Genomic DNA, 22,436 nt, shown 5'->3' on the forward strand with positions numbered 1-22,436 from the left:
TCAATGACAGTTCAATCAAGAACAGTACTAGAAACAGAGCGCCTGAAACTGAGAACGATGAATGAACATGATGCGTCATTTTTATATGACGAGCTGTTCCAAGATGAAGAAGTGATGAAGTATTATCCTTCTTTGAAGGATGAACAGCAGACAAAAGAGTGGATTGCATGGAATCAAAAAAATGACCGCATGTACCACACCTCGCTATGGATCATTGAAGATAAAGAAACAAATGAACGTCTTGGACAAAGCGGAATTGTTCTGCAAAATATCGAAGGACAAACGGAGCTTGAGATCGGATATATGCTAAAGAAAGCGGCGTGGGGGAATGGCTATGCTGCTGAGGCTGCAAAAGGCTGCCTTACCTATGGATTTGAAGAAATGAAGGTCAGACGGATGGTCAGCCTAATTCGTCCTGAGAATGAAGCTTCGGTGAAGGTCGCTTTAAAAATGGGCATGAAAAAAGAAAAAACCATTTCAAAATGGGACCAAATCATTGATGTATACAGCATCACCCGTAACGGAGATAACGGCTCGCTTACCGAATAAGCAGAGCCGTTTTTTCTTTTATCCACGCTGTTCTAACTGAAGCAAATATTTCTTCCGTTCAATTCCCCCGCCGTAGCCTCCAAGCTCACCACTTGTTTGAATCACGCGGTGGCAGGGAATGATAATCGCCAATTGATTCGCACCATTTGCATTACCAACGGCACGAACCAAATGCGGATCGCCCAGTTTCGCGGCTAGATCACGATAGGATCTCGTTTCGCCTGCTGGAATGAGTGAAAGCTGCTCCCACACCTTCATTTGAAAAGGGGTGCCATGTAAGGAAAGCGGTACAGTAAACTTGGTCAGCTTTTTCTCAAAATATAAGGCCAATTCCTTTGCTAATTGCTGATGGACGTTTGTTTCTCCAACTAAAATGCGGGCATGATGCTTCTTTCTTAATGTTTCAATTTCTTTTTCGAGTCCCCGCCTGTCCATAAACTCCAGTAAATACACATGTGTGGCATCTGTCACACTCATCATCCGCCCGATCGGTGTGGAAATAAAATTAGCATAAAGAATGTGAATCTGCGCTTTTTTAGGGGGATTTCCCATGATTTTCGTAAATGCATCATTGAAGGCGCTTGAAGATTCATAGCCGAAAGTGACCTGCTGATCGATTACTTTTTTTCCGTTCAAAATTTCTTTAAAGGCAAGTCCCATTCGGCGTGATCTTGCATATTGAACAAAGGTCATGCCGTAAATATCTTTAAATTTTCTTCGAGCTGTGGCAGAGTGAATCCCTAATTGGCGGAAGTCCTCTTCCTTCCAGCGTTTCTCAGGATTTTTTTCTACTGCTGAAACGAGTGTTTTGACTTCTTCAGGAATGCTGTTCGGGTATGTTAATGGTGTGCAGCGCTTGCAAGGGCGATACCCTGCCAGCAGTGCTTCCTCCGCTGTAAAGAAAAACTCACAGTTTTCAAATTTTGGTTTTCTGGCCGTACATGTGGCATGACAGAAGATGCCGGTTGTCTTAATACAGGCAAAGAATGTGCCGTCATATTGCGGATTCTTGTCAACAAGTGCTTGATAAAATTCATGTTTTTGTTCATCGGTCATCATCATATGAATCCACCTCTTGATTTTTTATAAAATGTTTTTCAGCATTATTTGGAGTACAACGGATGATCTGTAAATGCATCATCCTAAAGTTGAACGTTCATCACATCAATCTGATTTTATTATATCAGCGGTGTGATCGTTGCTGTACCCGGAATAGATCCTTCTCCCTCGTATAACAATCAAGCATCATTCTCCTTCTTTTCTCATTTTTCACTTCCTGTTTTAGTTCATATATTTTAGCTGCTTCTGTTTCATTTCTTCATAAAATGCTTCAACTTCTTGTTCGTAAAGTACGGTCTCCATGTCCTTGTATTTACGCTTGATCGTCAATGTCATAAAAAATAAATGAATTATCATATACGCTCGTTTCCCTTCAGTTCGCAGCATGTGAAACAGCCCGCAGATCTTCTTTATCAGTTGACCTGTTTCTAACCCTTAGTATACGGCGGTCCCATAAAATTTCTTTCGAAAAATGAACAAGTATATTTGCGTGTGGCAAGCAAAGCGGTAGACCGGTATTTCGGGGTGTGATACAATTTTGACACACAGAATCTGCTTTAAGTCAGATCTGCTTATTAAGAATTGGTTTTCTAGGGTTCCGTGCGGGTGGCGCAGTCTGGACCGAGAGAAAACACATAAGGTCTACACAATAGACCGTATGTACACGGAGGGATAAAAGCCCGGGAGATTTGATCAAACGATCGATTTCCGGGCTTTTTTTGTTGGTTGGAATCGTTCAGAAAGGAAGGGATTAGATGAAATGGGGAAATGTCTTTATTGCGGCGATCTTTGAAGTCGGCTGGGTGATGGGGTTGAAATATGCTGACTCTTTATTGGAGTGGGCCGCAACCATCGTTTGTATTGTCGTCAGCTTTTATTTACTCCTGAAAGCCACGACTGTACTGCCAGTTGGCACACTTTACGCCGTTTTCACCGGACTTGGGACAGCAGGTACTGTCATAGTAGGTATGGTAATGGGTGAGCCGGTACAGCTAGTGAAATTACTTTTAATCATGGTGCTTTTAAGCGGTGTATTAGGACTTAAACTAACCACAGGTGAAAAGAAAGGGGAGACTGAATCATGAGCTGGCTTTTACTCATTGGTGCAGGCATTTTAGAAATGCTTTGTGTCACCATGATGAATCAATTCCAGAAAGACCGGCATGTCAAATGGATTTTATTCATTGCAGCTGGATTTTCGCTGTCCTTTCTCATGCTCTCTCTTGCGATGAATACAATTCCGATGGGAACGGCATACGCCATTTGGACTGGCATTGGAGCTGCTGGAGGAGCCATTGTCGGCATGCTGTTTTACGGTGAGTCTAAGGACGCAAAACGTATTTTCTTTATCGCACTGATTTTATCTGCGGCGGTCGGGTTAAAAATCATTGAATAAGAAAAGGCTGGCATCTGTCTGCCAGCCTCTCGATGTAGACAAACCCTCGCATTCTTTGTCAGGGCTGCAAAGGTTTTCTATCACGCGTTAAAAGTAGAAAAAGGGCTCAAATAAAAATCATTTGAGCCCTTTTTTGTTACATCGAATGATGATTGGAATCGTTTTCATTTTTGCGGTAAAGCTGACTCACTAGAAGAAAACAGACACCAAATGTGAGTAAAGGAATGAGTCTCTCACCGGCCATAAAAAGATAAATACCTGTGATCAGACATACGATGCCGAGCCAAAAGCTCACTTTACCAAACAAAGTCATGCTTTTCATCTCCATCACTCCTTTTGTGATAAAAGGTCTACTCATATTATATCACGCTAGGTGCGAAATTGAATGAATATTCAATAAAAAATAGACTCTTCATTGCTTTTTCTCTTTCCAGTCCAGTATAATATTTCATTAGAATGAAAACGTAAATGAGGTCATGATACATGAGAACATTGATTACAGAGAAACTTGAATTACACAGACAAAAGCACGAGCAAAAAGGCAGATTACTTGTCAGCTGCCCGGATCAGCCTGGTATTGTATCAGCTGTTTCTTCCTTTTTATTTGAGCACGGAGCGAACATCATTGAATCCAGCCAATACACAACCGATCATGAAAGCGGCCGGTTCTTTTTAAGAATTGAATTTGATTGGAAAGACATCTCGGCGAATATGGATCAATTGAAAAATAGCTTTGAGCCAATCGCAGCATCATTTCAAATGACGTGGAGCATGTCGCGTGCAAGTGAGCTGAAAAAGCTGGCAATCTTTGTCTCAAAAGAGCTTCATTGTCTGCATGAGCTTCTATGGGAATGGCAAAGCGGAAATTTAATGGCTGAAATCGCAGTTGTGATCAGCAATCATGAAACGGCAAAAGATACAGTAGAATCGCTTGGAATTCCATTCCATTTTGTAAAGGCGAATAAAGATATCCGCAAAGAAGCTGAAAAAGAGCAGCTCGCCTTATTAGAAAAGTACGACATTGATGCGGTTGTGCTTGCCAGATACATGCAAATTTTAACGCCTGGATTCATTGAAGAGCATCCGAACAAAATCATTAATATTCATCATTCCTTCCTGCCAGCATTTATTGGTGCAAACCCCTACAAGCGGGCATATGAGCGGGGAGTCAAATTAATTGGTGCGACTTCTCATTATGTCACCAATGATTTAGATGAAGGACCGATCATTGAACAGGATATTGAGCGTGTAGATCACCGGGATGATGCGGAAGCCCTGAAAAATATTGGCCGGACAATTGAGCGCAGTGTGCTTGCACGTGCTGTCAAATGGCACCTTGAAGATCGCATTATTGTTCATGAGAATAAAACGATTGTCTTTAATTGACCGCTTGACTTTTCTTTAGCAATTGGTGATAATATAAAAAAATTAACGAGCGTTGAAAAGGAATAGTAAGCAGGAACTGGTGCGTAAAGAGAGCAAATGATGTGCTGAAACATTTGCCGCAGACAGCTGCTGAACCTGCCCTTTGAGCCTTAGAGGAAAAATCTAAGCGCGTGCCTGGCGTTACAGGAGTTGAGTGGAATAAGCAGATCGCATGCTTATTCAATGAAGGTGGTACCACGGAAAATCCCTTTTCGTCCTTTACATAAGGAGAAAAAGGGATTTTTTTGTGCCTAAAGGTATAGCGGAGGGAATCAAGGATGAAAAAGCAAAGGATCGTCATAAAAATTGGCAGCAGTTCATTAACAGAGCAAAAAGGAGCCATTGATGAACAAAAGATGCGGGATCATGTAAGAGCCATCGCAAAGCTCAAAGAAGCAGGTCATGAAATCATTTTAATTTCGTCAGGAGCCGTTGCAGCAGGATTTGGCAGCTTAGGCTATCCATCAAGACCTGTGACCTTAAAGGGGAAACAGGCAGCTGCCGCCGTTGGTCAGGGCTTGTTAATGCAGAAATATACAGAGCTTTTTTCACAGTTTCACATGACACCTGCTCAAATGCTTTTAACACGTAATGACTTTTCAGATCGAACAAGATATCGAAATGCTTACGCAACGATGATGGAGCTGCTGGAAAGAAAGATTTTGCCGATCATAAATGAAAATGATTCAGTCTCCATCGAGGAGCTTACCTTTGGGGATAATGACATGCTGTCAGCTCTTGTCAGTGGATTAATCCATGCAGACCAATTGATTATATTAACAGACATCAATGGCATTTATGATGCAAATCCAAATGAGCATCCTGAGGCGAAGCGGTTTGATGTCCTGACCCACATTTCAGAAGAATTGTTTTCATATGCAAAGAGCACCGGTTCAAAGGTTGGAACAGGCGGAATGAAATCGAAGCTGTCTGCTGCACAAACGGCACTTTCACTTGGCGTGAAAGTCTTCATTGGCACAGGCACTGGGGAAGACAAACTGCTTCGCATTCTTGCGGGGCAAGGCGATGGAACGTATATCGGTGAACAGGATTTATCAGCCGTGAACAACCGTCGTCAATGGATTCAATTCCACTCACCGGTCTCTGGAAAGATCGTGATTGATGCAGGAGCAGAAGCGGCGATTTTGCATAATGGCAGAAGCCTTCTTCTGGCAGGAGTCATTGATGTCGCTGGTGACTTTTCTAAAGGAGAAGTCGTAGAAGTCGTCGGTCCAAACGGATTAGTTGGTAAGGGACAAACCTTGTACGCCTCCGATGAGCTTCTCGGCATTAAAGGAATGCGAAGTGACGAGCTTTCAAAAGAGAAGCCTGAGGTCATACACCGAGATCACTGGGTACAGCATGTACAAAACTGAGGAGGGAATACGATGAATGAAGTTCTTGAAAAAGCAAAAAAAGCAAGTGCAGCCAAAGATCAGCTGCTTCTAAAAACGACGGAACAAAAAAATGCTGCCCTGCACGCCATCGCGAGTGCACTAAAAGCATCTTCAGCTTATTTAATAGAGGAGAACCTAAAGGATGTTCAGGCTGCTGAGGAAAAGCAGTTCACGCCATCTGTCATTGACCGGATCACACTCACGGAAGAGAGAATTGAAGCCATTGCAGACGCGACCCTTCAACTCATTCAGCTAAAAGACCCAATTGGTGAAACGTTAGAAACCATTCAAAAAGAAAACGGCCTGCTCATCGAAAAGGTCCGTGTACCGCTTGGAACGGTTGGAATGATTTATGAAGCAAGACCAAACGTGACAGTCGATGCTGCGACCCTTTGCTTGAAAACTGGAAATGCTGTGATTCTGCGCGGAAGCTCATCTGCTATTCATAGTAATAAGGCAATTGTAAAGGTGATTCATGAAGCGCTTCATACGACGGATATTCCAGTAGACAGTGTGCAATTGATTGAAGATACTGGCCGTGAAACGGCGAAAACGCTGTTCACCTTAAATGAATACCTGGATGTCCTCATTCCGCGCGGCGGGAAGAATTTAATTGATCTTGTCGTGAGAGAGTCAACTGTGCCGGTGCTTGAGACAGGTGCAGGAAATTGTCATATCTATATTGATGAAACAGCAAAAAACGAAATGGCTGAGCGGATTGTGCTGAATGCCAAAACCCAGAGACCATCTGTTTGTAATGCGATCGAGAGCATTGTCATTCATGAAACATGGGCAAAAACATACGGTGCTTCGTTATTTGAAGCCCTTCAATCAAATGGGGTAGAAATACGCGGTGATGAAGCCGTTTGCGCGCTTGCTCCTAGTGCTGCATTAGCGACAGCAGAGGACTATGCAACGGAGTTTTTAGCACCGATCGTCAGTATTAAAATTGTAGAAAACATAGAACAAGCGATTCAGCATATTCAAACATATAGCTCTAAGCACTCTGAAGCGATCATTACGGAAAGCGATGAGCATGCAGCCCTTTTCTTAACAGCTGTCGATGCTGCCGCTGTTTATCATAATGCCTCTACTCGTTTCACAGATGGCTTTGAGTTTGGCTATGGAGCGGAAATAGGAATTAGTACACAAAAACTTCATGCAAGAGGGCCAATGGGTCTGCCAGCCTTAACGTCTGAAAAATTTGTCATTCGTGGTCAAGGACAAATAAGAGAATAACGAATTTAAAAGAGAGTCTTGTGACAACAGGCTCTCTTTTTCCTTTCATTTTTGTATTTCTCCGGTCAAGTATGATAAAATATGGTAATGTTTTATATTTTGAGAAGATTGGAGAAGGCAACGTATGGCGAAAATCATTCCCTCTTCGGATATTGGAGTGAAAATCAACAAGTGGTATGAATTAATCCGCAGATTTGATTCAGAACAAGCAGAACAGTTAAAACAGGAAATTCGCACCTCTCTTGATTCAATGGAAGAAGATCAGAATTTGCTTCTCTATTTTTCTTTAATGGAATTTAGGCATGAGGTCATGCTCGATTATTTAAAGCCATTAAAGGAAGGAAAGCTTCGCGCCAACTTTTCCGAGCTTTCGAAAGAAATAGATGAGCATCAAACGCATGTTACAGGCATGCTTGAATACTACTATCATTTTTTTAGAGGCATGTATGAATTCGGGCGGAGGGAGTATATTGCTGCCATATCGTCTTATCAAAAGGCAGAGCACAAGCTTTCTTTTGTATCAGATGATATTGAACGTGCGGAATTTCATTTTAAAATGTCAGAAATATATTATCACATGAAACAAACACATATCTCGATGCACCATGCTAAACTAGCGCTGGATGTTTATGTTCAGCATGAACTGTATGCGCTTCGCACAATTCAGTGTGAATTTATTGTGGCAGGTAACTACGATGATATGAGAAGGCATGAAAAAGCATTACCACATCTCGAAAGAGCACTTGCGAGATCAAGAGAGTTTCAGAATGTGCGTTTTATTGCCTCCTCTTTGTTTAATATGGGCAACAGTTATTACCGAATGGGAGACTTGACCCGCGCACTCGAATTAATGAAAGAATCCATCTCGTTATTTGATCAAAATCAATCCGATCATCTTCGTCGATCTATAGACCCTCTTTATACAGCCGCTCAGATATTATACAAACAAGGAAAACACGAAGAAGCATTACACTACAGAGAAGAATGTATGAAGCGAGCAGAAGCTCTTCAAGATGACATTCATCTTCAGAAAACCATATTTCTAGAAGCATTGTATTTAAGACAAGATGCTGAGCATATCAAACGAATTTTCCATTTTTTAGAGTCTGTCTATGCATATCCAGATATAGAGGAGCTGGCATTAGATACCGCAAAGTATTATAATGAAATGGGGGATTATGAAAAATCTTCCATGTTCTATGGGGAAGCGGAACATGCTCGAATCTATATTCAGAGAGGGGATTGTTTATATGAATTTTAAAAAATGGGCAGTCGTCTGTACAAGCATCACCATTATGGCATTGTGGCTGGCAGCAGCAAATGCCGACCCAGATAACAGAAACCATACGCTGGAACAACCGAATCCGCAGCATGACACGATCTAAAGCCCTTGTTAAAGGGCTTTTTTTACTGCCTAAACACCATTCTGCGGGACATGCTCATAAAAAGGAAACGAGGAGGAAAACTTAAAAAAGAGTATTTATTGATTGACTCTACAATTTAAATTGTGTACAATTCAATTGTAGGAAATATTATTGGAGAGAAAGAGGGTTATATTCATGTCAGACGTTTTATTTACAGCAACGGTATCAGCTGTCGGAGGAAGAGAAGGTAAGGTTGTTTCAACAGATGGTGTACTTGAGCATGATGTAGCAATGCCTGGAACACCAAGAGCAAAAAAAATTGAAAAAGCAACAAATCCAGAGCAATTATTCGCAGCAGGCTACTCTGCATGTTTTGATTCAGCCCTTCAAATGGTAGCAAGACAAGAGCGTATCCGTTTTGAAAGTGAAGTAACAGCACATGTCAGCTTATTAAAAGACAGTTCAGATGGCGGCTTCAAACTAGGTGTTCAATTAGAAGTAAAGGGAACTGGAATTGAGCAGTCAGCATTAGAAGAACTTGTTCATAAAGCGCACGGCGTATGCCCATATTCAAAAGCAACTCAAGGAAACATCGAAGTAGAACTAGTAGCTGTCGCACAATAATAGATATCAATAAAAGGCTGAGGGAACATTCCCTCAGCCTTTTGATTGTGTTAAATTTTGCAAAAGCTCATGTAAAGAGGCACGCAGTGTTTTTAGCTCTTCTTCCGATCTTCCTGTCCCAGTCAGCATGTGAGACGGAATCGCAGTGGCCTTTTCTTTTAGCTGCTCTCCATATTCCGTTAAACGAATTTGCACAGACCGCTCATCCTCTTTCGAACGTTCTCGGATAATGAGTCCGTTTTGCTCCATTCGTTTCAGCATGGGCGTGAGTGTACCGGAGTCTAAATAGAGAAGCTCTCCCATCGTTTTCACATTTAATGTTCCATGCTCCCACAATAAAAGCAGTGCTAAATATTGCGGATACGTAATGTTTAATTCTTCTAATAACGGTTTATACTGCTTCGTCATCTCTCGTGAACTTGCATATAACAAGAAACAAAGCTGATTTTCCAGCTTCATATGTTCAAATTCATTTGTCATGTCAGTCACCAACTATTTTTTGTCATACTTATCATTGTATAAGATTTTCTTCCTTTTTAAAATAAATACAGACGAAAAATGAAAAATTCTTCAATGTGCCATCAATGTTTGAGAATTGAATAGAACGTGAAAAGGATGAATAGATGAAGGAGGAGATGAAGATGAAACCATTATTCACAGCAAAAGTAAAGGCGCAGCATGGAAGAGCTGGACATGTTCGTTCAGAGGATGGTGTGCTCGATCATAACATTGTCATGCCTAACGCTAAGAAAGATGGAGAGACTGGTACAAACCCAGAGCAATTATTTGCAGCAGGCTATGCAGCTTGTTTCGGAGGAGCACTTGAGCAGGTAGCCAAGAAGCAAGGGATAGAAATAGAATCGGAAGTAGAAGGACATGTCAGTCTTTTAAAAGATGAAAGTGACGGCGGCTTTAAGCTTGGCGTAAAGCTAATTGTATCTGCGAAAGGTCATGATCATGACAAAGTGAAAGAGCTTGTCCATGCTGCACATGAATTCTGTCCATATTCAAAAGCAACAAGAGGGAACATTGAAGTAGAGCTTGAAGTGACTGAATAAAAAAGTTTTCTATCACGCTGAAAAGAGAAACACCTGCTGATGAGCAGGTGTTTCTTTTTTAATATTCTTTCTTTTGTTCATATGCTTCCCATGCTTCAAATGGCGCAAGGGTTTTTTGAGGTGTCAGCTTGTAAAATGGTATATTTCTTGATTCGTATTCTTTGTTGATTTCTTCATAAATAAATGAGTCATCAAAACCAGAATCCGCTGCATCCTGATGCCCAGCGGCAAAATACACAGCTTTTGGTCTAGCCCAGTAAATAGCGCCAAGGCACATCGGACAAGGCTCGCAGCTTGTGTATAGAGTGCAGTCTTCTAATTGGTATGTATTCAGCGTCTGGCACGCCTTTCGAATGGCTGTGACTTCAGCATGTGCGGTTGGATCATTTGCTGTTGTCACGTTGTTGCTGCCCTCTGCAATAATCTGACCATCCTTGACAATGACTGCTCCAAAAGGGCCGCCAGTACCACTATTGACTCCTTCTACTGCAAGATCAATTGCTCGTTGTAAAAAATCTTCGTGATTCATTGTCTTCCTCCCTTTGTTCGACTGACTTCTCTAGTATAAACGAATCATGCTAGAAAAGAAATCATCATAGCAGGAGATCGAACAGGCCAATTTGCGCATAAAAAACCCCTGCCGCGTTCAGCAGGGGAGAGACATTCAATTATGCATGCTGCGCCAGCTTTTTGCGAGCGACTTCAGCAGCTGTGACCATGTTTTTCAAAGCAGCAATGGTTTCAGGCTCTTGTCTAGTTTTTAGACCACAATCCGGATTCACCCAGAAGCGATCTGTCGGACAAACGTTCAGCGCATCATCAATGATTTCGCTCATTTCTTCAACAGATGGAACGCGGGGGCTATGGATGTCATAAACGCCTAGTCCAAGTCCTTTCAAATACGGGTGTTTTTCTAAGTAATCGAGGAATCCGCCATGACTGCGTGAATGTTCAATTGTAATCACGTCAGCATCCAAGTCTTCGATTGTATCGACAATATCCTCGAAGTTACTGTAGCACATATGTGTATGAATTTGTGTTTCATTTTGAACGGATGATGTAGATAAACGGAATGACTCTGCTGCCCAGTTTAAATATTCTGCCCAATCACTTTCTTTGAGCGGAAGTCCTTCTCTTAGCGCAGGCTCATCCACTTGGATCACTTGAATACCAGCTGCTTCTAAAGCTTCTACCTCTTTACGCAAAGCGAAAGCAATTTGGAAAGCAATGTCTTTGCGAGAGATATCCGTTCTTGGGAAAGACCAGTTTAAGATGGTAACAGGTCCTGTCAGCATGCCCTTGACTTTTTTCTCTGTTAAACTTTGTGCGTATACCGTCTCTTTCACTGTCATTGGCTCTGTAAACTCTACATCTCCATAAATGATTGGCGGCTTCACGCAGCGTGATCCATAGGATTGTACCCAAGCAAATTTTGTAAAGGCAAATCCGGCTAGCTTCTCACCGAAGTATTCAACCATGTCTGTACGTTCAAATTCCCCATGTACGAGCACATCCAGACCAATTTCTTCTTGAATATCAATCCATCGTTTTGTTTCTTTCTTAATAAACTCATCATATTCTGCATCTGTCCACTCATTTTTGCGCCACTTTTGACGAGCACTGCGCACTTCGGCAGACTGCGGGAAACTGCCAATTGTTGTTGTTGGAAGAAGCGGAAGCTCAAGTGATTCGTTTTGGATACGTAGGCGTTCTTCAAAGGCAGCTGGACGTTTAAAATCTTTCGATGAAAGATTGTTGCGTTCCGCTGTTAGATCCGCATTTGTTCCTTTTGCGAACTCTTTTAAGGTAAGAAGTGCTTGTGCTGCTTCGTTAATATCAGCATCAATGGCAGCTGCTCCTTTTGTTAAACCTTCTTTTAGTAATGTCAATTCAGCCAGCTTTTCAGTGGCATAAGACAGTCCGTTTAATAGTTTTTCTTCAAGCTGTTCGCTTGGGTGTTTGGCAACTGGCACATGCAGCAAGCTGCTTGATGGCTGCAGCCACACTTCTTTCGGCTGAACGTCAGCAATGACTTCAGAAATAAAGGATAATCTTTCGCCAAGGTCTGATCTCCAAATATTTCTTCCATCAATGACGCCTGCTGCTAAAATTTTATCATTCGGGAAGCCGTGCTTTTTCACTTGATCAAGGTTGCGCCCTTGATCATGGACAAAATCAAGACCAATTGCTTCAACAGGATATGTGACAAGCTCTTCATACGCATCTACTGAATCAAAGTATGTTTGAAGAAGAATGTTCAAGCCAGGTACGGCTTCTTTGATCGTTTGATAAATTTCTTTTACGGATTTTACGTCTTCACTGGAAGCTGTGACAAGTGCAGGTTCATCAATTTGAACCCATTTGACGCCTGCTTCTTTAAGTTCTTTTAAAAGCTGAGTATAAAGCGGCACTAGACGCTGCTGGATTTCTTTCACTTCATTTGCTTCATAACCTTTAGAAAGTGAGACAAATGTATATAGACCAAGTACAACCGGTTTTGTTTCAACACCAAACGCCTTTTTCACCTTTTCGTAAGCTTCAAGCGGTTTGTTGTGTGTGAGTTTAAATTCTGTGCTTTTTTCGTATTCTGGAACGATGTAGTGATAGTTTGTATTAAACCATTTTGTCATTTCACTTGAGACGGCATCTTTTGTTCCTCTTGCCATCGCGAAGTATGTATCTAGCGGGTCTTTTAAGCTGCGGAAGCGCTCTGGAATCCAATTGAACATAACAGCGGTATCCAGCACGTGATCATAGAAGGTAAAGTCTCCAGAAGGAACAACATCAATTTGTTGATCGATTTGTGTTTTAATGGCAGTTAAAAATTGTTCATCCAGTGTGCTTAAGAGGGTTTCGCGGTCTGTTTGACCTTTCCAGTAAGACTCAAGTGCTTTTTTCCATTCTCTGTTTAAACCAATGCGCGGAAAGCCTAGATTACTTGTTTTAACAATTGTCAATTCCAATTCCTCCTCTAAATATAAAAAGACATTTACGCTCATGATCATGATTGATGAGGTAAATGTCTGGTTTAAAAGACAAAATGTGTGTGCGAAATAAGGCGTGAGTATCACTGACGCTTTTCCGACATCTCCTATCAACCGTAGGGGGTTTGATGTGATAGAGCGGCTGGTATCCTGGCTGGTGAATCTGCAAGCTTTTCATCCTTCCCATCCTAATGACAGTGGATTCCTGAGAAAAGCTCTCCTCACTCACAGTGGCGGGACCGCGCCGGATTTTCACCGGTCTTCCCAATTAAAATTCGACGTGTAATCGAATTACCGACTCTCAAACTATGAATTTATTGTGTTCGATTATATAACGTTCACTTCATTTCGTCAAAGTAAATTTTGAATAATTTTAATTAAAAAAATCCTGAGAAAATTCTATCTTTTCTCAGGACCTCTATTTAAGCTATAGAGATAAAAGATCTGCTTCTAATGTTTTTTCTAAAAGGACATCAGGCGCAGTTAAATATAAAAATCCATTCCCTACAAGGGCTTTCGACTGTTTTAATGGAAGGGTTCTTCTGACAAGCTGAGCATAAACCTCAGGCTCTGTCAGCTTGCGCTGGAACGCTTCTTCTTCGGCGTTTTTAATAATGGCTAGTGCACCGCTTACGTGAGGGGCAGCCATTGAAGTCCCTGTGAGCCTGCCATATTTATGGTTAGGGAGAGTGGATAAAATGTCTTCTCCTGGAGCGACGAGGTCAATTTCTTTATTGGCGTTAGAAAATTCAGAGGATTCTCTAGCAAGGGAAACAGAACCGACGGCAATGACTTCATTGTATGCTGCTGGGTAGGAGAACTCTTCCGTACGCTCGTCCCCGTCCCCTTCATTTCCTGCTGCGCACACAACAAGCACACCGCTTTTTACCGCATTTTGAATGGCTTCCTGCAGGGCAGGCTCATTGCTTGGACCACCGAGAGACATAGAGATAATATCCACCTTCTGCTCTGTGGCATAGTTGATGCCATCAATGATCCACTCATATTTTCCGCTGCCATTTTCACCGCCAAGAACTTTTACGATGAGCAGCTTGGCTTCAGGGGCAACCCCTAAAATTCCGCCATTTTGATCGGTTGCGGCAATCGTTCCAGCTACATGGGTACCATGTCCATTGTAGTCGTTTACATTTTCAGCATCTCCATCGTCATCATCGGTAAAGTTCTTCCTTCCGATAATCTGATCTTTTAAGTCGGGATGCTCTGTGTCACAGCCTGTATCAAGGACAGCAATGGTTATGCCTTTTCCTTTGAAGCCACTTGACCAAAGTTCGGGTGCTTTAATCTCCTGAATACTTTCCGGCGTCTCTTTCGCTTCCATCACATTGGCTTTTACTTCATACGGAATTAAGCGAATTTCACCTTTCATAAGAAAGCCCTCCTTATTTTGTTTTCAAAGTAGATTCAGGCTGCATAATGTTATTGTATAAAAGAAACTTTTGATCGGAAAGGGTCAATTGTAATAATTTTTCAAATAATCAATCTATTATCAAAAGTGCAGTTCTCCTCACATATTGACGAAAGAGCTCACCTTTTGAAGAAAACTCTTGATATCATATGAAAAAGAAGGAAATGCTGCATAGTGAGGTTGCACCTGTACAGATGAAAATGGGTGAATAGAACTAAAATAGGCAGATTGAAAAAGAATCAATAGATGAAAGAAGAGAAGAAAATAGATAAACCATGAGAGCAGATTATTGCTTTTCAATGATAATTTTATAAAGAATAAGAAATGTAAAAAGTATTTGACATTTAGGAGACTAATGCTATGATTATAAATGTAAAGAGTATTTGACATTTTATTTGGAAGGGGACTAAAGATTGGATTACGTAAAGGTTGTCTATTCAGTTATAATATTATTGATCGGATTGTTCATTTTGATTACTTCGATGATTCAAAAGGGTGATGAACGAAAGAGATTTATTTACTCGAAAGCTCAATCTTATGCGTTTATTGTGGTTTTCGGTATGCTTTTATTAGAAGTCGCACAGAATATCTTTCTAACGATTCAAGGGAACTCAAATCAGGGCATTGGGATTTCACCTATCGCGTTCCTGTCTGTGGTTTCAATAATATATGTATTCACATTCCTCATTTACAGAAAAAAATATGGTGATTAAATGCAGAATCATATTAGAGAGCTAAGAAAATCTAATAAATTGTCTCAAGAAGAATTAGCTAAACTTTGTAAGGTGTCGAGACAAACCATTAACGCGATCGAAAATGATAAATATGACCCCACTTTGCAGTTAGCTTTTGACATAGCTTTTGTTTTAGGAACTTCAGTAGATCAGCTCTTTGTCAGCAGACCTATAAAAAAGTAATCAACAGGCCTCAAGATGAGGTCTTTTTTGAGTGGTTAGCCGTTTTATGTTCCTTTCAATTGATGTGCGGTTACTGTGTTAAAAAACATCTTCATTCAATATATTTCTTCTTTTATGAAAAAATAGATGTGAAGATTGTGACTGTTCCAAATGAGAAAGGCAACATATAATAATGGAAAGACAAGCTTGCCTTTCAGATAGGAGAGATAGAGATGAACAAAGGGAAGATACTCGTAGTCGAAGATGAAAAGAAAATCGCTAGGGTGCTGTCACTTGAACTTGAATATGAAGGATATGAGGTGACAGTCAAAGAGACAGGAATGGACGGCCTTCAGGCTCTTGAAGAAGACAGCTTCGATTTGGTGCTGCTTGACGTCATGCTTCCAGAGTTAAGCGGTCTTGAAGTGCTGAGAAGGGTTCGAAAGACAAATACAGCGACACCTATTATTTTGATTACAGCAAGGGGGAGTGTCCCTGATAAGGTAAGCGGGCTCGATCTTGGGGCGAATGATTATATAACAAAACCTTTTGACATAGAAGAATTATTAGCACGAATTCGCGCGCAGCTAAGACTGAATATACATGCACAAGAAGAAAAGGAGACAGAGCTGAGCATAGCAGATTTAACGGTCAACGAGAAAACAAGAGAAATACAAAGGGCTGGGCAAATGCTTGAACTCACACCGAGAGAATATGACCTGCTTGTCCACTTACTGAACCATCAGCAGCAAGTGCTCACAAGAGATCAGCTTTTAACAGCGGTTTGGGGTTTTGATTATTTTGGTGATACAAATGTGGTAGATGTCTATATCCGTTATTTAAGGAAAAAAATCGATTACCCATTCGAAAAACAGCTGATTCACACAGTGAGAGGTGTGGGTTATGTGATGAAAGGATAAAGAATGAGATTAAAAAATAAGATTCAGCTTTATACGTCGTTGTCTTTGTTTTTAATGGTGCTCTTGTTTCATACAGCCATTTATTTTATTTTTTCGATGACCTTGACGCAAAAAGATATGTCCCGCTTGTCTGAGGTGGCTGAAAATATTGCCATTGCTTTAAAAAAATCAGAGGAAGAGGGTCTTCCGTCCTCGGAGCTGCTGAAGGCGTACCTGCCTCAAAATGGTATGATCCGAGTCGTGACAGAAACGGGAGAGTCAAAACTGACTGTCACAAAGGAATCAACGTTTAGCTCACTGCCTTTTACATACGAATCTGGCCAGACAGCAGAAATCAAAGAATACAATAAGCATATGATTGCGTTCGCTGCTATTCCGGTCATTTGGACAAATGGTGAGATTATGTCGCTTCAAGTATATGAAGAAATCGAAAATACGGAAGAGAACTTAGCGTTATTAAAAATGATTTTAATCGCTACCGGCGTTTTGTTTATTGTGCTTTCCTATTTTGCAGGCCACGTGTTAACAAAGCAAATTGTCCGGCCGATTAGCAGAATGACGAATACCATGAAGGCAAGTATGAAAGAGAAGGCGTTTAAACGAATTGAATTAACAGGCGATTCAAAGGATGAACTATATCAAATGGGACAAACCTTTAATGAAATGTCCGAGATTCTCGAGAAGCATTATGAAAAAGAACAGCAATTTTTGCATGATGCCTCCCATGAATTGAAGACACCGATTACCGTCATTATGAGCTACAGCAATTTACTCAAACGCTGGGGGCAAACACGTCCAGAGGTTGTAGAAGAATCCTCCCAAGCGATTCATGATGAAGCGAAAAAAATGAAAAGACTGACAGATCAATTATTGACATTGGCGAAAAACGGCCAGCCGTTATACTTGGATATGAAGCCGGTTGATCTTGGTCATTTGTGCAAGCAGCTTTGTCATACACTTGAAGTGGCTACCAATCGAACGATTCAATCTCATGTGCAGACAGATCAGCCGCTGATCGCAGAAGGAGACGAAGAGAAAATCAAACAGCTTTTGACCATCTTAATTGATAATGCGGTCAAATATAGCAGAGAGCCAGTTGATGTGACCTGCGGATGGGCAGAAGACAAGCCATTTATTTCAGTGATTGATCAAGGAATTGGCATAAAAGAAGAGGATCTGCCGAAAATCTTTGACCGCTTTTTCCGTGTGGATGAAGCGAGAAACAGTGAGACGGGCGGAACCGGAATCGGTCTTTCAATTGCGAAGCAAATTGCAGAAGAACATGAGGCCGAGCTGAAGGTAGACAGCCGTATCGGCGAAGGGACAGCCATGACCATTCTTTTTCAGAAATAAATGGGTCTTTTCTCATCAATTTCTCATTTCCTCCTTATAAAATAGGAAATAGGAAGGAGGCGCTGCATGTCTAGAAAAACGAAAATGGTGCTTGCGCTCGCAGGATGTCTTGTGATTCTTGCGGCCTTTGCAATGCTCATGATCCAAACCATTGATCAAAAAATATTAAGTGAAGCAGAAATGAAAAAAATGATCGCAAAAGACTACAATGGAAACATTACACATATTGATTTAATCAATCATAAACAGGACTATACAATGACGCTGGAAAATGCAAACGGCATCTATCAAATCATTGCATCTTCTGCAAGCGGTCAAATGAAAGAAATTAGACAGTTAAAAAGCTATCAAAAGCCAAATGAAAAAAATGCTGAGCTCCAGGCAGAAGAGGCGGCTGTTAAAAAGGTGAGCGGAACTGTCATTCAAAAAAAAGAGACGTCAGATCGTTTCATTTTTACCATCCAATCAAAAAAAGAATTATATCAAGTCGAGGTCGACAAACAGTCATTTAAGGTGCTTGAAGCAGAAAAGAAAAAACCAACCTCTAAAGAAAAGAAGCTTACGAAAATCACTGTCGAGGAAGCCATCCAAATTGCCGTCAAAGAAGTTGGCGGAACAGTGGATGATGCTGATCTTGAAACATTCAGCGGTATGCTCGTATTTGAGGTGGAGCTGGATTTGCCTGACGGCAGAGAGGCGGAGGTGCTTGTGAACGCCTATACAGGGGATATTGAGGGCATTACGTACGAAAACTAATCCTTTTCTCATGATATTCTCATGTTTCTTTCCTTCCTTTATCATCTTGTTTTCTTAAGATAGAGAAGAAATCAAATAGAGGAGGAAATGAACATGATGAAAAAAGTACTAGTAGCTACAGCATTAACGGGAACTCTTGTCGCAGGTGGTTTCACACTTCAAGCGCAAAATACAAATCAAACAGCAAACGCCGAGCAAGTCGTGCAAAAGAAATCGTCATTTGTTTCAAAGAAACAAGCTGAAAAAGCAGCCTTAAAAGTGGTGAAAGGCTATGTGGATGATGTGGATCTTGAGCGTAAAAAAGGAAAATGGGTGTATGAAGTCGAGATCAAAAAAGGCGGCTTTGAATATAAAGTATATGTCGATGCCAAAACTGGAAAAGCGCTGAATGATCCAGTCAAAGAAAAGAAACAGAACGTGAAGATCACGAAAAAACAGGCTGAAAAAATGGCTCTTGCAAAAGTAAAAGGCACAATCACTGATTCTGATCTAGATAAAGAAAATGGTGTGTACATTTACGAAATTGAAATCACAACACCAAGCGGCGAGGAAGTTGATTTTGAGATTTCCGCTAAAACAGGCAAAATCCTGAAGCAAGAATGGGATGATTAAGCTATGACCAAACCTTACACTTTCATGTGTAAGGTTTTCATCGTGTAGACAAACCCTCGCATTCGGTGTCAGGTCTGCGCTCCGGTGCTCACGAATGTCGAATTCCCTCCGCTCCGGTGCTCGCCCTTCCTAGACTGCAAAGGTTTTCTATCACGCTGAAAAGAAGACAAAGGGTTAAAATAAAGATCATTTTAGCCCTTTGTCAACAATCTGCAAACCTTACACTTTCATGTGTAAGGTTTTTTCATTGGGACAAACTACGGGAAAGGAGGCGAGAGAATATGAAGAAAAAAGAAGAAGAGCAAACAATGGATCACGCGGAATACGTTCCGCATCCTGATGGAGAAGGATATGCTTTGTTTTTGCATGATTCCTTTCATCTCCTCTCCCAAGAGGATATGAATCAGCCGGAAGAGGAATAAAAAAACGTGAAAGGGCGATAGCTGAGCTGTCTATCGCTCTTTTTTTGAAAAGTAAGCGAATACATAAGGATACTTGGCATCTTGCTTATTGACATCATTCCGCTTTTTCTGTAATCTCAGTGTGTTAACAATATGAGACTTCGTTAGGTGAGGCTCCTGTATGGAGATACGCTGCTGCCCAAAAATGTCCAAAGACGCCAATGGGTCAACAGAAATCATCGACATAAGGTGATTTTTAATGCAGCTGGATTTTATCCTATGCCATACAGTGCTAAAGCTCTACGATTGAAGGAGCAAGTGTTTATTTTGTCATGCTTACAAAGCGCCTTCATTCGGTTGAAGGTGCTTTTTTATGAGAAAAGGAGGTGTGGGGATGGATCATCCCGATTCGAGACACATAGAGAGTATGTCAAAAGATCAGATTGACGCATCAGACAGAGGAGATCCTGACCCCGCACATTCTAAGGGATTCGGGTATCTCCTGACTTTGGGGAGGTAACAGCGATGATACAGAACATTACGTACGATGAACTCATTTTAAGAATCATTATTTTATTAAGAGATGGCAAACGCAAAGAATTTAAAAACATTATGGAAGAACTTCAGCCATATGATATGGCCTATTTATTTAAAGAACTTCCAGAAAAACACCGCGGCCGTTTCCTCAGCTTTTTAACAATCGATGATGTGACGGAAATGATGGGTGAGCTTGAGCGCGAATACCAAGAAATTGTGCTTGAAAAAGTAGGAAAAGACAAAGCCACCTTCGTCACAAACAAAATGGATAACGATGACCTAGCCAACTTGTTTGATGAAATGGATGATGAGCTGAAAGATCAGCTTTTATCAAACATGGAGGCAGAGGAATCAAAGGCCGTCCAGCTTCTCATGAATTATCCTGCTGAGACAGCAGGCCGGATCATGACCAACCGGTACGTATGGATTCCTCAGCACTATACGGTTCAGGACGCAGTTGTAAAGCTGAAAAGCTTTGCTGAAATTGCAGAATCGATCAACTATTTATATGTCATTAATGATCAAAAACAGCTTGTAGGGGTTCTGTCGTACCGGGATCTCATTTTAGGTGAACCAGATGAAAAAGTGCAGGATCTTATGTTTACAAGAGTCATTGCCGTTGGAGCTTTTCAAGATCAGGAAGAAATCGCAAAGCTGATTGAACGGTATGATTTTCTTGCCATTCCTGTTGTAGAAGAGAACAATGTCCTGGTCGGAATCGTCACAGTCGATGATATCATTGATGTCGTCATTCAAGAGGCAGGAGAAGACTATGAGAAGTTCGCTGCCTCTGGTAAAGATATTACGTTCGACACGCCCGCTTTTGTTGCAGCATACCGGCGTCTCCCGTGGCTCATTTTGCTCTTATTCATTGGGCTGATTTCAGGCAGTATTTTAAATTACTTTGAAGATACCCTTCAGCAAGTCGTCGCCTTAGCCTTCTTCATGCCGATGATTGCCGGAATGACAGGGAATACAGGCACACAGTCGCTTGCGGTCGTCATTAGAGGACTTTCAAAAGAAGAATTAACGAAAAAAACCATTATGCGCCTGATTTTTAGAGAGCTCCGAACAAGTATTTACATTGGGATTGTCTGTTCCATTATTATTACAGTCGTCGCAATGGTGTGGCAGGGTAATATGATTTTAGGATTTGTTGTTGGTTCGTCACTGCTTGCCACACTGATTATTGGAACGATGGCAGGTACGATCGTGCCTATTATTTTACACAGATTAAACGTGGACCCTGCGATTGCATCTGGGCCGCTGATTACAACATTGAACGATATTTTATCACTGCTCATCTATTTTGGTATTGCGACAGCTTTCCTTCATACACTTATGTAGCAAGAAGACTGTAAAACATGACGTTTTACAGTCTCAGCGCGCCGACAAACCCTTGCATTCGTTGTCAGTTCTTGCGTGCCGGTGCTCACGAATGTTCAATTCGCTCCGCTCCGGTACTCGTCCTTCCTAGACTTCAAAGGTTTTCAGATCGCGCTGAAAGGTAGACAAAGGACTAAAATAAACATCATTTTAGCCCCTTGTCCACAATCTAAGACTGTAAAACATGACGTTTTACAGTCTTTTTTTGTATAAAGATTGCATATAGCGCTTCCATCCTTTACATTTTAAGGAGAAGGTGGGAGAGAAACATGAAGAAATTCTTATTCATTTTGATGTGTATGCTTTTGCTGAGTGCATGTCAAAGGGAGGACGAGGGGAAAGACCGGAGGCTAGTGGCTGCAGAGCATATGCTTGAAGCCATCACTGAAGGAAATAAAAGAAAAATGGAAGACATCTACGTCGAAGGTGCGGTTCCGAGCCCGAATGACATTCTGGAACTGAAAAAAGAATGGGGCATAGACACGCTTTCTTATGAGGATTTTCAATTGGAAGAAGCCAGCATTCATGTGTTCCACGCGAATTATGAAGATGCAAAAACCGGGAAGAAAAAGGCACTTGCCCTGCGGGTGAAAGAAGATCCTGAAAGAGGCGGCGTGCTGATTGACTTTGTAGGGGTTGTAGAAGGTACTGAAGCTTCCTCTAAATAAAAAGAATCGTTCAAAAGAGCGATTCTTTTTTTGTTTAACGATTTTTATACCGAAAGTGTGCGTTAATCTGGCCTTCCAGCATTTTTTTCTTAAATTGTCCGCTTTTTAGCGCTTGCTCTTTTTTCTTCATGTCTTTTAAAATTTCAGCTGTCTGCACACCGTCTTCCCGTTTATTGGCGATGTCCATCAAACGTTCAACATCTGCAAAAGAATATTTCCGTGTGCCTCTTGTTGAGCGCTGGGGGTAAATGAGTTTACGTTCCTCATAATATCGGATTTGCCTGACGGAAAGCCCTGTTAGCTCACTGACAATCCCGATTGAAATGACTTTTTTATCTTTATAAGATACATCTTCCTGCGTCATATACTCACCCCTGCAAGTTTTT

Annotated in this window: 26 protein-coding genes, 3 riboswitches and 1 other annotated feature; of the genes, 18 read left to right on the forward strand and 8 right to left on the reverse strand. The window is 41.3% G+C overall.

Going from position 1 to position 22,436, the window contains the following annotated elements; genetic code table 11:
* Nucleotides 1–3 precede the first annotated feature (3 nt).
* A complete protein-coding gene (locus AAYR28_RS06150; RefSeq protein ID WP_120207190.1) occupies nucleotides 4–549 on the forward strand; it encodes a GNAT family N-acetyltransferase in 546 nt (181 codons plus the stop codon).
* Between the two features lie 18 nt (nucleotides 550–567).
* Here AAYR28_RS06150 and AAYR28_RS06155 read toward each other — a convergent pair whose 3' ends face one another.
* A complete protein-coding gene (locus AAYR28_RS06155) occupies nucleotides 568–1,611 on the reverse strand; it encodes a bifunctional transcriptional activator/DNA repair enzyme AdaA (RefSeq protein WP_120207188.1) in 1,044 nt (347 codons plus the stop codon).
* A 219-nt stretch (nucleotides 1,612–1,830) separates the two neighbouring features.
* A complete protein-coding gene (locus AAYR28_RS06160; RefSeq protein WP_080701185.1) occupies nucleotides 1,831–1,965 on the reverse strand; it encodes a YrzI family small protein in 135 nt (44 codons plus the stop codon).
* A gap of 222 nt (nucleotides 1,966–2,187) precedes the next feature.
* A riboswitch (guanidine-I (ykkC/yxkD leader) is annotated at nucleotides 2,188–2,297 on the forward strand.
* A gap of 66 nt (nucleotides 2,298–2,363) precedes the next feature.
* On the opposite strand from AAYR28_RS06160, the gene AAYR28_RS06165 reads away from it, so the two are divergent.
* Together AAYR28_RS06165 and AAYR28_RS06170 are read left to right on the forward strand one after the other, a co-directional pair.
* Nucleotides 2,364–2,693 (forward strand): DMT family transporter, encoded by a 330-nt coding sequence (locus tag AAYR28_RS06165; protein ID WP_041116412.1) that lies wholly within the window; start codon nucleotides 2,364–2,366, stop codon nucleotides 2,691–2,693.
* On the forward strand, nucleotides 2,690–3,004 hold the full coding sequence (locus AAYR28_RS06170; protein WP_024424636.1) for a DMT family transporter: 315 nt from the start codon (nucleotides 2,690–2,692) through the stop codon (nucleotides 3,002–3,004). The genes AAYR28_RS06165 and AAYR28_RS06170 overlap by 4 nt, the downstream gene beginning before the upstream one ends.
* A 136-nt stretch (nucleotides 3,005–3,140) precedes the next feature.
* Here AAYR28_RS06170 and AAYR28_RS06175 read toward each other — a convergent pair whose 3' ends face one another.
* Nucleotides 3,141–3,326, reverse strand: coding sequence for a hypothetical protein (locus AAYR28_RS06175; RefSeq protein WP_024424637.1), 186 nt, complete (start codon nucleotides 3,324–3,326; stop codon nucleotides 3,141–3,143).
* Nucleotides 3,327–3,487: 161 nt separating this feature from the next.
* Between AAYR28_RS06175 and purU the strand changes: the two genes are divergently transcribed.
* The 6 genes from purU to AAYR28_RS06205 all read left to right on the forward strand — a co-directional run bounded on the left by purU (nucleotide 3,488) and on the right by AAYR28_RS06205 (nucleotide 9,053).
* Complete coding sequence (gene purU, locus AAYR28_RS06180) at nucleotides 3,488–4,390, forward strand: formyltetrahydrofolate deformylase (RefSeq protein ID WP_120207186.1); 903 nt, start codon at nucleotides 3,488–3,490, stop codon at nucleotides 4,388–4,390.
* A 43-nt stretch (nucleotides 4,391–4,433) separates the two neighbouring features.
* Nucleotides 4,434–4,652: a binding site (T-box leader), on the forward strand.
* Nucleotides 4,653–4,707: 55 nt separating this feature from the next.
* Nucleotides 4,708–5,805 carry a glutamate 5-kinase gene (proB, locus tag AAYR28_RS06185; RefSeq protein ID WP_120207184.1) on the forward strand — a complete coding sequence of 366 codons (1,098 nt, stop codon included), beginning with the start codon at nucleotides 4,708–4,710 and terminating at the stop codon, nucleotides 5,803–5,805.
* A 12-nt stretch (nucleotides 5,806–5,817) separates the two neighbouring features.
* A complete protein-coding gene (locus tag AAYR28_RS06190; protein WP_034281506.1) occupies nucleotides 5,818–7,065 on the forward strand; it encodes a glutamate-5-semialdehyde dehydrogenase in 1,248 nt (415 codons plus the stop codon).
* A gap of 124 nt (nucleotides 7,066–7,189) precedes the next feature.
* Nucleotides 7,190–8,326 (forward strand): Rap family tetratricopeptide repeat protein, encoded by a 1,137-nt coding sequence (locus AAYR28_RS06195; RefSeq protein ID WP_034281507.1) that lies wholly within the window; start codon nucleotides 7,190–7,192, stop codon nucleotides 8,324–8,326.
* A complete protein-coding gene (locus tag AAYR28_RS06200) occupies nucleotides 8,316–8,450 on the forward strand; it encodes a hypothetical protein (protein ID WP_024424642.1) in 135 nt (44 codons plus the stop codon). Before AAYR28_RS06195 ends, AAYR28_RS06200 begins: the two co-directional genes overlap by 11 nt.
* A gap of 174 nt (nucleotides 8,451–8,624) precedes the next feature.
* On the forward strand, nucleotides 8,625–9,053 hold the full coding sequence (locus AAYR28_RS06205) for an organic hydroperoxide resistance protein (protein WP_041116420.1): 429 nt from the start codon (nucleotides 8,625–8,627) through the stop codon (nucleotides 9,051–9,053).
* Between the two features lie 33 nt (nucleotides 9,054–9,086).
* On the opposite strand, the gene AAYR28_RS06210 is transcribed toward AAYR28_RS06205, so the two are convergent.
* Complete coding sequence (locus AAYR28_RS06210; protein WP_024424644.1) at nucleotides 9,087–9,533, reverse strand: MarR family winged helix-turn-helix transcriptional regulator; 447 nt, start codon at nucleotides 9,531–9,533, stop codon at nucleotides 9,087–9,089.
* A 161-nt stretch (nucleotides 9,534–9,694) separates the two neighbouring features.
* Between AAYR28_RS06210 and AAYR28_RS06215 the strand changes: the two genes are divergently transcribed.
* The gene (locus tag AAYR28_RS06215; RefSeq protein ID WP_046310733.1) at nucleotides 9,695–10,111 is read left to right on the forward strand and encodes an organic hydroperoxide resistance protein; all 417 of its coding nucleotides are present in this window, start codon (nucleotides 9,695–9,697) and stop codon (nucleotides 10,109–10,111) included.
* 58 nt (nucleotides 10,112–10,169) lie between these two features.
* Here the strand turns inward: AAYR28_RS06215 and AAYR28_RS06220 are convergent, their stop codons facing one another.
* The 3 genes from AAYR28_RS06220 to AAYR28_RS06230 all read right to left on the reverse strand — a co-directional run bounded on the left by AAYR28_RS06220 (nucleotide 10,170) and on the right by AAYR28_RS06230 (nucleotide 14,482).
* Entirely contained in the window at nucleotides 10,170–10,640 is a 471-nt protein-coding gene (locus AAYR28_RS06220) for a nucleoside deaminase (protein ID WP_034281510.1), read from the reverse strand.
* A 139-nt stretch (nucleotides 10,641–10,779) separates the two neighbouring features.
* Complete coding sequence (gene metE / locus AAYR28_RS06225; RefSeq protein ID WP_120207181.1) at nucleotides 10,780–13,068, reverse strand: 5-methyltetrahydropteroyltriglutamate--homocysteine S-methyltransferase; 2,289 nt, start codon at nucleotides 13,066–13,068, stop codon at nucleotides 10,780–10,782.
* A 150-nt stretch (nucleotides 13,069–13,218) separates the two neighbouring features.
* Nucleotides 13,219–13,410, reverse strand: a riboswitch (cobalamin riboswitch).
* A 112-nt stretch (nucleotides 13,411–13,522) separates the two neighbouring features.
* A complete protein-coding gene (locus AAYR28_RS06230) occupies nucleotides 13,523–14,482 on the reverse strand; it encodes a S8 family peptidase (protein WP_120207179.1) in 960 nt (319 codons plus the stop codon).
* A 752-nt stretch (nucleotides 14,483–15,234) separates the two neighbouring features.
* Here AAYR28_RS06230 and AAYR28_RS06235 point away from each other — a divergent pair.
* The 8 genes from AAYR28_RS06235 to AAYR28_RS06270 all read left to right on the forward strand — a co-directional run bounded on the left by AAYR28_RS06235 (nucleotide 15,235) and on the right by AAYR28_RS06270 (nucleotide 22,050).
* Entirely contained in the window at nucleotides 15,235–15,438 is a 204-nt protein-coding gene (locus AAYR28_RS06235; protein ID WP_039178022.1) for a helix-turn-helix transcriptional regulator, read from the forward strand.
* A 212-nt stretch (nucleotides 15,439–15,650) separates the two neighbouring features.
* Complete coding sequence (locus AAYR28_RS06240; protein ID WP_034281512.1) at nucleotides 15,651–16,337, forward strand: response regulator transcription factor; 687 nt, start codon at nucleotides 15,651–15,653, stop codon at nucleotides 16,335–16,337.
* Nucleotides 16,338–16,340: 3 nt separating this feature from the next.
* Entirely contained in the window at nucleotides 16,341–17,690 is a 1,350-nt protein-coding gene (locus AAYR28_RS06245) for an ATP-binding protein (RefSeq protein ID WP_345808950.1), read from the forward strand.
* Nucleotides 17,691–17,756: 66 nt separating this feature from the next.
* Complete coding sequence (locus AAYR28_RS06250; RefSeq protein ID WP_034281514.1) at nucleotides 17,757–18,446, forward strand: PepSY domain-containing protein; 690 nt, start codon at nucleotides 17,757–17,759, stop codon at nucleotides 18,444–18,446.
* A 93-nt stretch (nucleotides 18,447–18,539) separates the two neighbouring features.
* Nucleotides 18,540–19,058, forward strand: a complete 519-nt coding sequence (locus AAYR28_RS06255; RefSeq protein ID WP_061109744.1) for a PepSY domain-containing protein — start codon at nucleotides 18,540–18,542, stop codon at nucleotides 19,056–19,058.
* A gap of 281 nt (nucleotides 19,059–19,339) precedes the next feature.
* The gene (locus tag AAYR28_RS06260) at nucleotides 19,340–19,480 is read left to right on the forward strand and encodes a hypothetical protein (RefSeq protein ID WP_003212346.1); all 141 of its coding nucleotides are present in this window, start codon (nucleotides 19,340–19,342) and stop codon (nucleotides 19,478–19,480) included.
* A 132-nt stretch (nucleotides 19,481–19,612) separates the two neighbouring features.
* Nucleotides 19,613–19,777, forward strand: a riboswitch (M-box (ykoK) riboswitch).
* Nucleotides 19,778–19,984: 207 nt separating this feature from the next.
* Nucleotides 19,985–21,343: a magnesium transporter gene (gene mgtE, locus AAYR28_RS06265; protein WP_024424654.1), complete on the forward strand. Its 1,359-nt coding sequence runs from the start codon at nucleotides 19,985–19,987 to the stop codon at nucleotides 21,341–21,343.
* Between the two features lie 308 nt (nucleotides 21,344–21,651).
* The gene (locus tag AAYR28_RS06270; protein WP_345808951.1) at nucleotides 21,652–22,050 is read left to right on the forward strand and encodes a hypothetical protein; all 399 of its coding nucleotides are present in this window, start codon (nucleotides 21,652–21,654) and stop codon (nucleotides 22,048–22,050) included.
* 34 nt (nucleotides 22,051–22,084) lie between these two features.
* On the opposite strand, the gene AAYR28_RS06275 is transcribed toward AAYR28_RS06270, so the two are convergent.
* On the reverse strand, nucleotides 22,085–22,414 hold the full coding sequence (locus AAYR28_RS06275) for a MerR family transcriptional regulator (protein WP_024424656.1): 330 nt from the start codon (nucleotides 22,412–22,414) through the stop codon (nucleotides 22,085–22,087).
* Nucleotides 22,415–22,436 lie beyond the last annotated feature (22 nt).

The sequence above is a fragment of the Bacillus safensis genome (assembly GCF_039619585.1).
Taxonomy (GTDB): domain Bacteria; phylum Bacillota; class Bacilli; order Bacillales; family Bacillaceae; genus Bacillus; species Bacillus safensis.

Bases quoted from the DNA above. Each gene is read 5' to 3' on its own strand.
- AAYR28_RS06175 (WP_024424637.1), bottom strand. From the start codon at position 3,326: ATGAAAAGCATGACTTTGTTTGGTAAAGTGAGCTTTTGGCTCGGCATC.
- AAYR28_RS06270 (WP_345808951.1), top strand. From the start codon at position 21,652: ATGAAGAAATTCTTATTCATTTTGATGTGTATGCTTTTGCTGAGTGCA.
- AAYR28_RS06260 (WP_003212346.1), top strand. From the start codon at position 19,340: ATGAAGAAAAAAGAAGAAGAGCAAACAATGGATCACGCGGAATACGTT.
- AAYR28_RS06170 (WP_024424636.1), top strand. From the start codon at position 2,690: ATGAGCTGGCTTTTACTCATTGGTGCAGGCATTTTAGAAATGCTTTGT.
- AAYR28_RS06250 (WP_034281514.1), top strand. From the start codon at position 17,757: ATGTCTAGAAAAACGAAAATGGTGCTTGCGCTCGCAGGATGTCTTGTG.
- AAYR28_RS06165 (WP_041116412.1), top strand. From the start codon at position 2,364: ATGAAATGGGGAAATGTCTTTATTGCGGCGATCTTTGAAGTCGGCTGG.
- AAYR28_RS06230 (WP_120207179.1), bottom strand. From the start codon at position 14,482: ATGAAAGGTGAAATTCGCTTAATTCCGTATGAAGTAAAAGCCAATGTG.
- AAYR28_RS06215 (WP_046310733.1), top strand. From the start codon at position 9,695: ATGAAACCATTATTCACAGCAAAAGTAAAGGCGCAGCATGGAAGAGCT.
- AAYR28_RS06190 (WP_034281506.1), top strand. From the start codon at position 5,818: ATGAATGAAGTTCTTGAAAAAGCAAAAAAAGCAAGTGCAGCCAAAGAT.
- AAYR28_RS06235 (WP_039178022.1), top strand. From the start codon at position 15,235: ATGCAGAATCATATTAGAGAGCTAAGAAAATCTAATAAATTGTCTCAA.
- purU (WP_120207186.1), top strand. From the start codon at position 3,488: ATGAGAACATTGATTACAGAGAAACTTGAATTACACAGACAAAAGCAC.
- AAYR28_RS06160 (WP_080701185.1), bottom strand. From the start codon at position 1,965: ATGATAATTCATTTATTTTTTATGACATTGACGATCAAGCGTAAATAC.
- AAYR28_RS06210 (WP_024424644.1), bottom strand. From the start codon at position 9,533: ATGACAAATGAATTTGAACATATGAAGCTGGAAAATCAGCTTTGTTTC.
- proB (WP_120207184.1), top strand. From the start codon at position 4,708: ATGAAAAAGCAAAGGATCGTCATAAAAATTGGCAGCAGTTCATTAACA.
- AAYR28_RS06195 (WP_034281507.1), top strand. From the start codon at position 7,190: ATGGCGAAAATCATTCCCTCTTCGGATATTGGAGTGAAAATCAACAAG.
- mgtE (WP_024424654.1), top strand. From the start codon at position 19,985: ATGATACAGAACATTACGTACGATGAACTCATTTTAAGAATCATTATT.
- AAYR28_RS06200 (WP_024424642.1), top strand. From the start codon at position 8,316: ATGAATTTTAAAAAATGGGCAGTCGTCTGTACAAGCATCACCATTATG.
- AAYR28_RS06155 (WP_120207188.1), bottom strand. From the start codon at position 1,611: ATGATGATGACCGATGAACAAAAACATGAATTTTATCAAGCACTTGTT.
- AAYR28_RS06205 (WP_041116420.1), top strand. From the start codon at position 8,625: ATGTCAGACGTTTTATTTACAGCAACGGTATCAGCTGTCGGAGGAAGA.
- AAYR28_RS06220 (WP_034281510.1), bottom strand. From the start codon at position 10,640: ATGAATCACGAAGATTTTTTACAACGAGCAATTGATCTTGCAGTAGAA.
- AAYR28_RS06255 (WP_061109744.1), top strand. From the start codon at position 18,540: ATGATGAAAAAAGTACTAGTAGCTACAGCATTAACGGGAACTCTTGTC.
- AAYR28_RS06245 (WP_345808950.1), top strand. From the start codon at position 16,341: ATGAGATTAAAAAATAAGATTCAGCTTTATACGTCGTTGTCTTTGTTT.
- AAYR28_RS06275 (WP_024424656.1), bottom strand. From the start codon at position 22,414: ATGACGCAGGAAGATGTATCTTATAAAGATAAAAAAGTCATTTCAATC.
- AAYR28_RS06150 (WP_120207190.1), top strand. From the start codon at position 4: ATGACAGTTCAATCAAGAACAGTACTAGAAACAGAGCGCCTGAAACTG.
- AAYR28_RS06240 (WP_034281512.1), top strand. From the start codon at position 15,651: ATGAACAAAGGGAAGATACTCGTAGTCGAAGATGAAAAGAAAATCGCT.